At 65.0% G+C, this 12,547-nt stretch carries 8 protein-coding genes; 4 read left to right on the top strand and 4 right to left on the bottom strand.

What is annotated here, in order from left to right:
• Positions 1 to 438: 438 nt before the first annotated feature.
• From ydiK to V6V88_RS13720, 3 genes are all read right to left on the bottom strand, one after another.
• Positions 439 to 1,566 (bottom strand): AI-2E family transporter YdiK, encoded by a 1,128-nt coding sequence (gene ydiK, locus V6V88_RS13730; RefSeq protein WP_223575512.1) that lies wholly within the window; start codon positions 1,564 to 1,566, stop codon positions 439 to 441.
• A 132-nt stretch (positions 1,567 to 1,698) separates the two neighbouring features.
• Positions 1,699 to 2,055, bottom strand: coding sequence for a hypothetical protein (locus V6V88_RS13725; protein ID WP_223575513.1), 357 nt, complete (start codon positions 2,053 to 2,055; stop codon positions 1,699 to 1,701).
• A 115-nt stretch (positions 2,056 to 2,170) separates the two neighbouring features.
• Positions 2,171 to 2,938, bottom strand: a complete 768-nt coding sequence (locus V6V88_RS13720; RefSeq protein WP_223575514.1) for a hypothetical protein — start codon at positions 2,936 to 2,938, stop codon at positions 2,171 to 2,173.
• Positions 2,939 to 3,075: 137 nt separating this feature from the next.
• Between V6V88_RS13720 and V6V88_RS13715 the strand changes: the two genes are divergently transcribed.
• The 4 genes from V6V88_RS13715 to V6V88_RS13700 all read left to right on the top strand — a co-directional run bounded on the left by V6V88_RS13715 (position 3,076) and on the right by V6V88_RS13700 (position 11,400).
• Positions 3,076 to 5,916 carry an ATP-binding protein gene (locus V6V88_RS13715; RefSeq protein ID WP_223575515.1) on the top strand — a complete coding sequence of 947 codons (2,841 nt, stop codon included), beginning with the start codon at positions 3,076 to 3,078 and terminating at the stop codon, positions 5,914 to 5,916.
• The gene (locus V6V88_RS13710; RefSeq protein ID WP_280002119.1) at positions 5,913 to 7,130 is read left to right on the top strand and encodes an EAL domain-containing response regulator; all 1,218 of its coding nucleotides are present in this window, start codon (positions 5,913 to 5,915) and stop codon (positions 7,128 to 7,130) included. Before V6V88_RS13715 ends, V6V88_RS13710 begins: the two co-directional genes overlap by 4 nt.
• A gap of 8 nt (positions 7,131 to 7,138) precedes the next feature.
• Positions 7,139 to 10,408 carry a response regulator gene (locus V6V88_RS13705; protein ID WP_338619529.1) on the top strand — a complete coding sequence of 1,090 codons (3,270 nt, stop codon included), beginning with the start codon at positions 7,139 to 7,141 and terminating at the stop codon, positions 10,406 to 10,408.
• Positions 10,409 to 10,731: 323 nt separating this feature from the next.
• Positions 10,732 to 11,400 (top strand): response regulator transcription factor, encoded by a 669-nt coding sequence (locus tag V6V88_RS13700; RefSeq protein ID WP_056317838.1) that lies wholly within the window; start codon positions 10,732 to 10,734, stop codon positions 11,398 to 11,400.
• A gap of 29 nt (positions 11,401 to 11,429) precedes the next feature.
• On the opposite strand, the gene V6V88_RS13695 is transcribed toward V6V88_RS13700, so the two are convergent.
• Positions 11,430 to 12,473, bottom strand: a complete 1,044-nt coding sequence (locus V6V88_RS13695; RefSeq protein WP_338619528.1) for a DNA-binding protein — start codon at positions 12,471 to 12,473, stop codon at positions 11,430 to 11,432.
• Between the last annotated feature and the right edge of the window lie 74 nt (positions 12,474 to 12,547).

The following is a 12,547-nucleotide window of genomic DNA, read 5'->3' as shown; positions in this document are numbered from 1 at the left end:
GCGGGCTGGCGCGTCCGGTTGTGCCGCTTTGGGCAGGACGGGCCGGTGCGTTGCTTGCGGAACGCGCTGGCCGCGTCGACGCCGCCGGACGGACGGGCCGATCGGCGGCGCGTTTCACGCCGGATTTGGCCTCGCTTGGGCTTGGGGCGGAAGGCTCGCGGCGGGGTGTTCCCGCCGCGGGGGCGGAAGGCCCGGACCTGGGCGGACGAGCACTGCGGGTTCCCGTGGCGCGCTTGGCCGGACGGGACGACAGGCTGAGCGTGCCGGGTTTGGTGGGACGCAAGGTGCTGCTCATCGTCCCTCCTCCTGGCACAGCGGATTGAAGCGGTAAAGGAATGGGTCAGAAGCGCCTTTGGGCGCCGCGATCAGAAGCTTGGTCATCGGTATTGCCGGGTATTGCGAAAAGCGGGCCACATGGCCCGCACCTTGAGACGGATGTTACGCTCTTTTCTGCCCAAGTCCCTCGGGCGGCTCCGGCTCCAAGTCTGCCGCCTGCGAAGCGGCCTGCACGGGCGGCGGCACCTCGTCGATCCAGGCCTTCAACAGCGTCGACGTCACCGCCAGGATGACCGGGCCAATGAACAACCCGACGATGCCGAAGGCGAACATGCCCCCCAGCACGCCGGACAGGATAAGCAGCATCGACAGATTCACGCCGCGCTTGATGAGCAGCGGCCGCAGCAGGTTGTCCAAGGTGCCCACCACGATGGCCCAGACCAGCAGCACGGCGGCAGCCAGCTTCATATCGTTCTGGAACAGCCAGGCGACGCCGCCCAGCATCGGCAGGAAAGGTCCCAGTTGGGCCAGGCACAGCATCACCATGAGGGCAGTCAGGATCCCCGCCGCCGGCACCCCGGCAATCCACAGGCCAATGCCGCCCAGCGCCGATTGCACCACCGCCGTGACCACGATGCCCAGCGCCACGGCGCGGATCGCGGACGCGGCCAGCTTGATCGCCGCCACGCCGCGCGGGCCGGCCAGACGGTTCGAAAACCGCAGCGCAAAGTCCGCTGCGGCGTCGCCCTTGCTGTACAGAATGCCGGCGATGATCACCGTGATCAGCATGTGCATCACGAACACGCCGACGATCGCCGCGTGGCCCAGCAACCAGTGCGCCGCGGTGGTCAGGTAGGGTTCGATGCGCGCCAGCAAGCCGCCGGCGCCGGCGTCGGAAAGCGCCTGCCACTCCTGGGCGATCCGGGGGCCTGCCAGCGGAATGCCGCGTACCCACGACGGAGGCGCCAGCAACGCATAATCGGGCAGGCGCTTGACCGCCGCCATGATGGTGCCGCCGTGCAGGGCCAGGGTCGAGATCGCCTGGTACAACGGCAGCACGATCACGAACAGCAGGATGAGAAGCATCGCCACCGTTGCCAGCCAGCGCCGGCCGCCGCAATGCCGCTGGATCGAGAGCAGCACCGGCCAGGTGGCGACCACGATGGTGGTGGCCCAGATGAGGCCCGGCAGGAAGGGCCTAAGGACGTACAGGCTGCCGATCATCAAAGCCAGCAGCATGACGATGACGAGCAGGATGCGGGCTATGTCGACGGACTGGCGTGGTATCACCCGAACCTCCTGGCGAGGCTGCCGCCCCGGTTGCGGTGGATGAGGACCGGCGGCGCCCGTCCGTGCCAGCCAACGCGCTGAATCGAATGTATTCGAAAACGCGCAGAATCTGAATGGAAACGTGGGTAGACGCTACGAGGCGCCTAGCATCGCGCGAAACCGGCTGCGGATTGCGCCGGCGTATGCCCAGCACCAAACCGCGAGGGCCAGCATCGCCACCGTAAAGTAGGCGCGAGCGCCCTCGGGCACGGGATTCAGTTGCGACAGCGTGGGGAATGGCTCGAAGCCGATGAAGTCGGTGGCGGCCAGGGTGCTGAAGACAAGCGCCAGCACGGGTCCGGTAAACCGGGGGCGCTCTCCCCGTGTGTCGGGAGCGGCAAGAAAGCACCAATGAATCCAGCGCGCGAACTGGATGGCCACGGCAACCAGGGGAATGAGTAGCGCAAGCTGTAGCACCAGCAGCGCCAGAATGACTTGAGTGGGAAGCATGCGCGGATTTTATCGGATCCGCCGGGGGCTTGAGATGGGTACCGCCGGGGGCTTGGGCTCGAATCCGCGCGGGCTTGAGGCCCCTGCCCTACTACGGCGGAGCTATGGGGCGCGACTATGTCCCCAATTGGAATTCGCGCCAGTTGGAACCGGCGCTGGTCAGCCAATCCTGCACGTACTGCAGGCTGAGCGCGATGGATAGCGCCTCTCCCTGGAACAGCACGTCGGGCTGCGCGCGCAGCCAGTTGAAGTCTTCGATCCTGCGAATGTCCTGCGCCAGGACCTTCAGGCCTTGGCGGGACGCTTGCCCAAGCAGGCTGAAGAAGCGCTCTTGCAGAGGACGGCGGGTGCAGATGCCTTCGGGAATGCCGACGCGCAGCCCCGTGGCGCGAAGCGTGCCGAATGATGCTTGCGCCGACGGCAGCAAACGCACCCGCAGCGCGGGCCGCAGTTCCTGGTAACCATGAAAAAGCGTGGCGCCGTGCGCCAGGCGGTCGCTAAGGGGAACGTTGTAGGTGACTTTGCCGCAGGGGTAGATCGGCAGGCTGGGATGGGATTCTTGTGGGGTTTCGCGCAGTTGATCGCCCGCGACGGCGCCAATGCGCAGGTCTTCGCATAGCTGGCGGGGCAGCAGGATTTCCGAGTTGACGTTCAGCGGATGGTCCATCGACAGTGGCGCCATGCAGCCTGCAGCCCGGAAGACCCGACCTGCGCGGCGCAGGGCGTCGGCCGAGGCGGCGTTGGCAAGCAGCGCGGGACCGTGCCAGCTTTGGCCGCCGACCAGGGCCATTTCGCGTACGACGCCTTTGGCGTCCAGGACGGGTTGGATACGTAGCGGCTCGCTGACGAGGGTGGCGGATTCGGCCAGGTTGATAGCGTTCATAAGTCGATGAGTCTATGGATGGCAAATTCATAAACCAATCGAAAAAGTACGATTCAGGCGGCGATTGCGCCCCAGGCGTGGTGCATTTTCAAAATATTCTTATATCCGCCGTCTAGCGCGATGCCTACGATGGCCGCATGCCAATCAAGGATCCAAAGACCCCCGCGCCAGACGTCCAGCCAGTCCCCCGAGCTCCCACGCTGCTCTTGCATCTCTTCGCCGCCGCGCTGCTGGCCTGCATCGCGGCGGCGGCCGTGTTTCTGCTGTATTGGTCCTTTACCAGCACGGCTTCCACGTACCGCCGGCAAATGAACGCCGCCGCGTATAACGCGCAGATCTTCTTCGACCAGCGCGAGGCGCTGCTCCGGTCGCTGGCTTCCAGTCTGGTGCGCAACACCGATGCCGCGCCCGCCTCCGACACCCCATCGCACTTCGGCAACACGCGTCAGATCAAGGTCTTTCCGCTACACGAAGACCCGAACGTCTACGATTGGGCGCTGATCCTCACGCCCCGCGTCCTTGACGACATCGCCTTCGCGCACACCCGTCTGCTGTTCACCTCCGGCCGCAGCGGCCAAACCACGTACGTCGCGCCGCGCCCTCCCCGGCCCCCGGCGCGCGGGCCTGCCCGCATCCCCCAGCTGGGCGCCGACGAACAAACCTGGATCGCCCGGGCGCTGGCGGCGGCCGATCCAGGCGCGGCGCACGACCGGCGCACCGCCATCACCTGGTTGAAGCCATCCACGCACAACGCCAACCCGCTCTACCTGTACACCCCCATCGACCCCAACACGCCACGCGCCGGATGGATCGGCCTGGAGCTCGGCGACCTCGACGAGGCCATCGACCTGTCCTCGCTTCGTGGGGGCAACTACATCCTGCACGACCAGCACGACGCGCCTGTCCTGCACAGTCCCGCCGACCCGCAGGTGCTGGCGGGCCTTAGCCGTTACGGCGGCCGGGAAGACGCATTCGGCTGGTGGGGGCCGGGTCTGATGCCCCGCTTCGTCGTCCTCAGCAAATCCGTGGGTGAAGCGGGCTGGCGGCTTGTCTACTACACGCCCATCAGCCGCATCCTCGGCGACATGGCGTTCGCTATCCAGGCAATACTCGGCGGCACCTGCCTGCTCTTTGCGGCCGTCATTTTTGGCATTCGGCACATCCGCAAGAAACTCGTCGCCCCGGCCCTGCGGCAGTACGAAGCCCTGGCCGATAGCGTGTCCCTGAACCGCAAGCTGGTCGAAGTCGCGCCCGTGGGGCTGTGCCTGTTGCGCCGCGCCGATGGCGTGCCGCTACTGGCGAACGAACTTGCCAAGGACTGGCTGCTGGGCGATGCCGGGCTGCTGTCCCGGCTGCTCTCAGAAAACGACTTCAGCGCAGACCGGGAATACGTCCTGAACGACGGGCGATGCTTGTACCTGACCTTCGCGCCAATCACTTATCACGCCGAGGACGTCATCCTCTGCGGCATCAACGATGTCACCGCGTTCAAGCGGGTCGAGCAATCCATCACCCAGGCCAAGCTGCACTCGGACGCCGCCAATCACGCCAAGACGGTGTTCCTGACCACCATGAGCCACGAGATCCGAACGCCCCTGTTCGGCATTCTCGGCACCCTCGAACTGCTGGGCCTGACCGCCATGGACAGACAGCAGCAGCAATACCTGGAAACCATGCAGCAGTCCTCGGCAAGCCTGCTGAGCTCCATCAACGACACGCTCGACCTGTCGCGCATCGAGGCCGGCTACCTCACGCTCGAAACCGCGGAGTTCTCGCCCGTTCAGATGCTGGACAGCGTCATCGGCACCTACGGGGCGCGCGCCGAAGCCAAGGGTCTGCAGCTGTATGCCCTGGCCGACGTGACATCGCCGCCGCTGGTCCTGGGCGACGCGATGCGCGTACGCCAGATCCTGAACAACCTCGTTAACAACGCCATCAAGTACACCAGTTCGGGTCAGGTGGTGTTGCGCCTTCAGACGCTCAGCCAGGACGCGCATGGTGCGACGCTGAAGTTCCAGGTGGCCGATACCGGCATGGGCATCTCTGCAAAGCACCACGCGCGGCTCTTCGAACCCTACTTCCGCGCCGAAGGCGGACCCAACCAGAACGTACCCGGCACCGGCCTTGGACTTGCCATTTGCCGGCGGCTTTCAGAGATGATGAACGGCACGCTCACCGCCGTCAGCGAGCCAGGCCTGGGCACCAGCATGTCGCTCGTCCTGACGCTTCCGCGCGTCAGCGGCGCGCAACCGGAAATGGGCGTCCGGCTGGACCCCCGGCCCGTATTCGTGCGGGGCGCCAACAACGAGGTCGTCACCAATCTGTGCCAGTGGCTGCGGCATTGCGGCGCCCTGGCCATGCCGTTCAAGGACGCGCTGCATGGCCGGCGCGAAGGCAGCGTGCTGGTGGAAACATGGTCCCGGGACTTCATTCCAGCAGCCTGGCGCGGAGCCCGGGTCATTGCGCATCCGCCGGGCATCAAGCCGCAGCCGGCGATTAACAGCTGGACCGCCGACAGTCATAGTCTGGCCAGCATCGTCGGCGCGGTCCGCCTTGCACAGGACAGCGCCGCCACGAAGGCGCCCCCTGCCCCCCCGGCATCCTGCGATTCGCTCGACATGCACCTGCTGGTCGTCGAGGACAACCCGGTCAGCCGGCAGATCCTTCGAGAACAGCTGGAACATCTGGGCTGCACCGTCGTCCTGGCGGCAGACGGCAACGACGCATTGGCGCTGCCCGAACTTCCTGATTTCGACGCCATCCTGACGGACCTGCAGATGCCCGAACTGGACGGCTACGCGCTCACCCGCACACTGCGCAGCCAGGGTTACACCCGGCCGATCGTGGGCATCACCGCCAGCGCATTCACCGAAGACCTGCGGCGCAGCGCTGAAGCCGGCATGACGACCGTGCTGCTCAAGCCGCTGCCCATTTCGGCGCTGTGCAAGGCGTTGATGACCCTCAAGGAAGCCGCATGACCAAACCGCTGTCCGAGTACAGGGTCCTGATCGTGGACGACCATCCGCTGCAATGCGTCCATCTGGCAGATCAGTTGGCAGCGGCCGGATTTGGGCAGGCGGACGTCGCATCGTGTGCCGAGACTGCCCTGGCCAAGACCGAGCTGCAGGCGTACCACCTGGTCCTGATCGACCTGAACATGGCCGGCATGGATGGCGTGCAATTCATAGACCGGCTCGCCAGGCAGCGCCGCTCGCCCGCGCTGGCAATCGTATCGGCCTGCGTGCGGCGCATCATCGAAAGCGTCGCCTTGATGGCACGGGAAAAGGGTCTGGACGTGCTGGGCACCTTTTGCAAGCCTTTCACCGCGCAAGACGCCAGCCAATTGGCCAGCCAGCTGTGCCGGGACCGTCAGCAGTCCATGCCGGGCCGCCCCGGGACCGGGCCTGCTTCGGACCGCTCTGCCCTGGAACAGGCGCTGCACCACGGACAGTTGCAGGCGTGGTTTCAGCCGAAACAGTCGCTGGCCACCGGACGCTTCGTCGGGGCCGAGGCGCTGGCGCGATGGCTGCACCCCGAACTGGGATGCCTGTCGCCCGGCGCCTTTCTTCCCGCCATCCGCCGCCTGGGGCTGGACAAGGCGCTGCTGCGGCAAATCCTGCAAGACTCGCTGCGCGCGCACTTGCAGTGGGGGCAGCAAGGCTTTCGCGTCCCGGTCTCGGTCAACCTGCCCACGCAGTTCCTCGACGACCCGGATCTACCCGACGAACTAGAGGAAATGGTGTTGACCCGCGGGGTGGCGCCGTCGGAAGTCACATTCGAATTGCTCGAGGACGAGACAACCACGGCACAAGGCCAATACTATATGGGCGCCAGCCGGTTACGCCTGAAAGGTTTCGGGTTGGCACAAGACGACTTTGGCCGAGGTTACAGCTCCATGTACAGCCTGATTTCGACGCCGTTCACCGAACTGAAGATCGATCGCGCCTTTGTCAGCGGCGCCGCCAGCGACGAAAACCAGGCGGCGGCCCTCAGGTCGTCCGTGCAGTTGGGCCGGCAATTGGGGCTTCAGGTCACGGCCGAGGGCGTCGAAGCGGCCTCCGACCTCGAGTTCCTGCGCCAGATCGGTTGCCACTGCGCCCAAGGATTCCTCATTTCGGCCGCGGTGGACACCGACGGCTTCAGCCAGCTTCTCGCCCGAGAGCAGCGCGCCATGACTCCGCCCGCGCGGTAAGGCCGACCATGCGTAAGCCGGACACTCCGTTTGCCCGAATCACCCGCACCTCGCGCTGGTTGAACTTCGCGCTCTTCGGCATCCTTCCCTTTGCGCTGATCTTGATCGGCGCGCTCTATTGGGGTTTGAATCGCATCGTCGACCAAGAGCGTGACCGCCTGAAGCTCGATTTCTCCATACTGGTCGGGTACATCCAGGCGCAGGAACAATTCCTGGGCAGGCTGCGCGCGCATAACGCATCCCTTCCCGAAGAAAGTCTGTCGACGACCATCAATCTGCACGCGACCGAGGTACCGGAACGCTTCGGCATGCAGATCTTCGAAGGCCGGCGCACCTATGCGGAAATGGCGTTTTCGCTAGCGTGCGAGCAGGCCACGGACTGTCCCACGGCGGGCCGCCGGCTCGCCAACCTGGGCGAATTCCTGGCCGACTTCTACTCCAGCTTCTGGGCCGCATCCTACTACCCGGCTTCCACGGTATTTCTGGTCAACCAGGCGGACAGCATCAGCATGAGCGTGCCTGCCGTGGATGCCGTGTCGGGGTATGACCGGCTGAACGCCGCCGCATTCCTGGCGGTGACGGACGCGGTCAGGACGGAATTGCGCCGCCTGCAGACAGTGCGACAACGCCTTATCGACCAGGACCTTCCGAGCCACCGCGAACTGCCAGGAACCGGCCGCGTGCATTGGTTCCGCTCGGAAGCGCTGCCTGGCAGCATGCTGGGCATCATTTATGCCGACATGCCGCAGTCGGTCTGGTCCACGGCACAAGGCAGGACATCGGCCGTGTATGCCACCACGCAATTCAACCACCAGCGGATCAACATCTTTGAAAAGACGCTGCGCAAGCCGCTGCATGGGGGATTCTGGCTGACCCACCGCGATGAAGGTCTGCTGCTGGGCGAGGCGCCGGGCCCGGCGGCGTCCAGGGATGGCCTCGAATACACAGCGGACGGCATCGTGCTGCGCGTTACGGATCCTTCCGGCGTGTGGACGGGCACGTACCGCATCAGCTATGGCGCGTTTTTCCAGGACAACTTGTGGCTGCCGGCCATCGCGGGCCTGCTGCTTCTGCTCAGTCTTGGCGCCGGCATCGTGTCCTCGCGCTGGTACAGCCGTCATGTCATTACGCCGGCGTCCAATGCGCAGCGCGACATCGTCGAAAAGGAAGAATTCAGCCGTACATTGATTGAAACCGCACCCGTGGCGCTGTGCGTGCTGGCGCGGCCGATGGGACAGGTGGTGTTCGGCAATAGTCTCGCGCTTCAATGGCTGGGCGCCGAGCCCGGCCGCGAACTGGACAATTCACCCAAGACCAACCTCTTCCTGCGGCAAGTCCTGGGCGCGACGGGACCGGGCACCATCGCCAGTTTCGAGGCGACGGACGGACGTCCGCTGTACGTCGCCTACGCACCCACGCGCTACAACCACCAGGACGTCGTGCTGTGCGCCTTTTCCGACATCAGCGCCCGGGCCGTGATCGAGCAGGCCCTGACGGAAGCCAAGCGCGAGGCGGACAAGGCCAACGAAGCCAAATCGACTTTCCTGGCCACCATGAGCCACGAGATCCGGACACCACTGTATGGCGTGCTGGGCACGTTGCAGCTCATGAGCCTTACCGCGCTGGACGAGGAACAGCGGCAGCACCTGGAGCGCATGCAAAGCTCGTCCGCGATTCTCTTGCAGCTCATCAGCGATGTCCTGGACATCACCAAGATCGAAGCCGGGCAGCTCGCGCTGGAGTATTCGGACTTCAACCCGCGCGAGCTGGTCGAGGAATGCACCAACGCCTACGCGGCGATGGCCGAACAGAAGGGGCTGCTGCTGTTTTGCAGCGTGGACGTTGACGTGCCCGACTGGATGACCGGCGACCCCGTGCGCATCCGCCAGATCCTTAGCAACCTGCTCAGCAACGCCATCAAGTTCAGCGATTCCGGACACGTGATCGTCCGCCTGACGGTGGGTCAAGTGCTGGACGGCAAGACGCATCTGCGGCTGCAAGTGGTCGACACGGGCATCGGAATTCCCAAGGAGGGCCAGGCACAGCTGTTTGTTCCCTTCTATCAGATCGACAGCGGCTCGCACACGGTGCGCGGCGCCGGCATCGGCCTGTCGATATGCGCGCGGCTGGCCGGTCTGATGGGCACCAGCATCCGCGTCACCAGCGAACTTGGCCTGGGCAGCAGCTTTTCGCTGGACCTGCCGCTGTCTGTAGCACCCGGTCCGGATGCCAGCCCGCCCGACCTGAGCGGCATGAACGTGTACGTTCGCAGCCCGCATCACGAACTGTCCGACAACGTCTGCCAATGGCTCAAGCGCTGGGGCGCCGCCGCAGCCCCCGCGAGCGCTCCCCTGCCCGCTGGCACGCCGGACGACATCCTGGTCGACGTGCTTTACACCGGAGGCGCCAACCTGGCGGACTGGCCCGGCCACCATGTGCTGGCCAGCGCAAGCGGCAAGCCGCCCACCGCGCGGACCGTCAAGGTGATCGCCAGCGTCGAGCACATCGCCGCCGGCATGTTGGCGGCGGTTCGCGGTGAAGTCGCCTTGCCCGGGGACGCCGACAGTAGCGCGTATACCCCGCTTGGATTGTCCATTCTCGTCGCCGAAGACAACCCGATCAACCAGGCCACCCTGCAACATCAGCTGGAGCAACTGGGCTGCGAGGTCACGCTGGCGTCCGACGGCGCCGAGGCGCTGATGCTGTGGGGGCTTGCCCGCTACGACGTCGTGCTGACCGACGTGAACATGCCGCGCATGAATGGCTATGAGCTCGTCCAGGCGTTGCGGGCCCAGGGCGCCACCGTTCCCGTCATCGGCGTGACCGCCAATGCCATGCGCGAAGAAGAGGAACGGTGCCTCGCGGCCGGCATGACGTCGTGGCTGGTCAAGCCCATCAGCCTTTCCACGCTTAGGCGGCATCTGCAGGGAAGCGGCGCGCAGCCGGCCGACGCGGCCGAAGCCGCAGCGCAGCCGCGCGCCACGCGCCAACCCGAACCCGAGCCTGCCGTGCCGGAAAAGTACCGCGCATTGTTCATCAGCACGATGGAAGCGGACGTCACGCAGATGGTGCGGGCCCTTGAAATCAACGACCAGCGTCTGCTGGGCCGCACCTTGCACCGCATGCGAGGCGCGCTGAGCGTCATGCAGATGACGGCGATCACGGAACGGCTGGAGGCACTGGAAGACTTGCTGCGCGGCACGGGTCTGGATGCCGTGGCGCAGGCCGAGGGTCACGCGGTGGTGCAACTGCTGCGCAACACCTTGGCGGAAATCTAGCCTTCATTCGGTCCGCTTATTGGCCTTGCGCCGGCTTGCTTTCGAAGCTTATCGATGTATCGGTTGACGATCCGAAGGTAGATTCAGCGGCTTTATCTCTTTCCCCGCCCGCCTGCCTCACGCCCATTCAGCCTGCAGCCCAACCGCTTCTGCTCGCCTTTTCAGTGGAGTTTGAACATAAAATGGTCACCGACGGAAGTATCGAAAGTCCTGGCGCCCTTAGCCTGGTGGGGCCAGCCAAGGAACGGCTTCCCCCTGCGGCATCGCAAGCCGGACACGAGGAATCACCAGGTGCATTCGAACATCAACGCGATGGCGGGTCCATGATGAAGCTTTCGTCTGACCAGGATGTGCGAATCATCGTCGCCGACGATCATCCCATCATTTCTCTTGCGCTTGCGGATTCCCTGAACGAGGTGCCCGGTTTCACGGTCGTCGCCACCGCGCGCTCGGGACTCGAACTGGTCACTGCGGTGCAGGACCATCCCTGCCATCTGATCGTCACCGACTTTTCAATGGCCGCCCGGTCCGGCGATGAAGACGGATTGCGGCTCATCGAACGTCTGCAACGCCTGTTTCCGGAAATTCCCATCGTCGTCTTCACGATGCTGTCCAACAGCGGCATCCTGAACCAGCTTCGCCAGGTGGGCGTAACGGGCATCGTCAGCAAGGAAGAGCCCATCGACGAGCTGGTGTCGATATGCATCCGCGCGCTGACTGAAAGCGGCCCCATCCTGTCCAACAGCATCGGCCAGCGGCTCAGCCAGAATGACGTGACGATGGGACGCGCCGGCAGAACAAAAGGGCTGTCGCCCAAAGAGCTCGAAGTGGTCCGAATGTTTGCGCAAGGCCTGTCCGTGACAGAGATCGCAAAGCGCCTTCACCGGTCGGTAGCCACCATCGGCACGCAAAAGCAATCGGCCATGCGCAAGCTGAACATCGAGACCAACGCCGAACTGCTCAGGTACGCGGACGAACAAGGGTTCTCTTGATGTAGTCGCGTCAAACGGCGCGCCATGAATCACTTGGGTTGAGCCGGCTCAGGTGTGTGCGCCGGCTGCGTGGGGTGTGACGACGCTTGCATCGCCAGCAAACGCGTCGTCAGTTCGCCGAACTGGACGTCCCGGGATTTCAGCTGCGCCATCAGACTATCCACCTGCGCGGATGCGCCCGCCAGGCGTTGCGCCAAATCCGATTCCCGCGCCTGGCTGGCTTGAAGCGCTTGGGCCGCCGCCACGGTCTCGGCATGCCGTTCGCGCTGGTCGGCCAGCGCCTGCGCCTGAAGGGCGGCAGCTCGCTGCTCGGCCGCACGTTGTTGCTCCTGGACGGCGGCAAGCGCGTCGCGTAGCTGGTCTGCCTGCTGTTGGGCGGCAACCAGGGATGCGTCCAGACGAGTCTGCAAGCGCTTAACCGCGCCCCGCTCCGCATCCAGCTCGTTCAGCCAGCGGCGCTCGTGGGCAGCGTGGCGCGCATCCAGGGCGGCAATTGCCTGCGCGTGCCGGTCGCGGTCCTGCTCGGCGTCGGCCAGCAAGGCCTTGTTGGCGGCGCGGACGTCCTCCAGACGGGTTTGCGTCGCGGCCAGCGCCGCGTCACGCTGGCGCAATTGCGCTTCGGCGGCTTGCAGACGGTTTTCGGTGGTGGCCAATTGCGCCCTGGCGACCTCCAGCGCTTCCTGCAGATGCTTTTCCCGCTCGATCAGCTGCGCCTCGCGCAGTTCAAGCTGTTCGGCCTGCGCGGCAAACCGCTCCCCTTCCCTGGCCAATTCCTCCCATCGTTCCTCATACGCCCGAGCCTGTTCAGCCCTGGCCGCCGCCAGCGCGGCTTCCCAGAAATGCGTGGCCGCCTGGGCGATGGGGTCCGGTACCGCGGTGGGTGCGGCAAACGCACGCGGATCCTGGATGCGAGCGCCCAGTGCGCGGAACCAGGTTTCCAGATGCGGACTGACGGTATTGGGCGAGCCCCGGCCAATTTTCTGGCGAACTCGCTCGATGGTGGGCCGGGCGCCCTCCAGCAACAGCGCATCCGCAGCGCTCCAGACGTCCGATTCCGTAATGCCAGTGGCCATGATGATTTGCGTCGCCGAGGTGGGTTGGATTAGTCACGATAATGGAACCTTATCGTGATTTAACTTGCATATAC

This window comes from Achromobacter sp. E1 (assembly GCF_037039475.1).
Lineage (GTDB): Bacteria > Pseudomonadota > Gammaproteobacteria > Burkholderiales > Burkholderiaceae_B > Achromobacter > Achromobacter mucicolens.
This window is presented reverse-complemented; position numbering and strand designations above follow the sequence as displayed.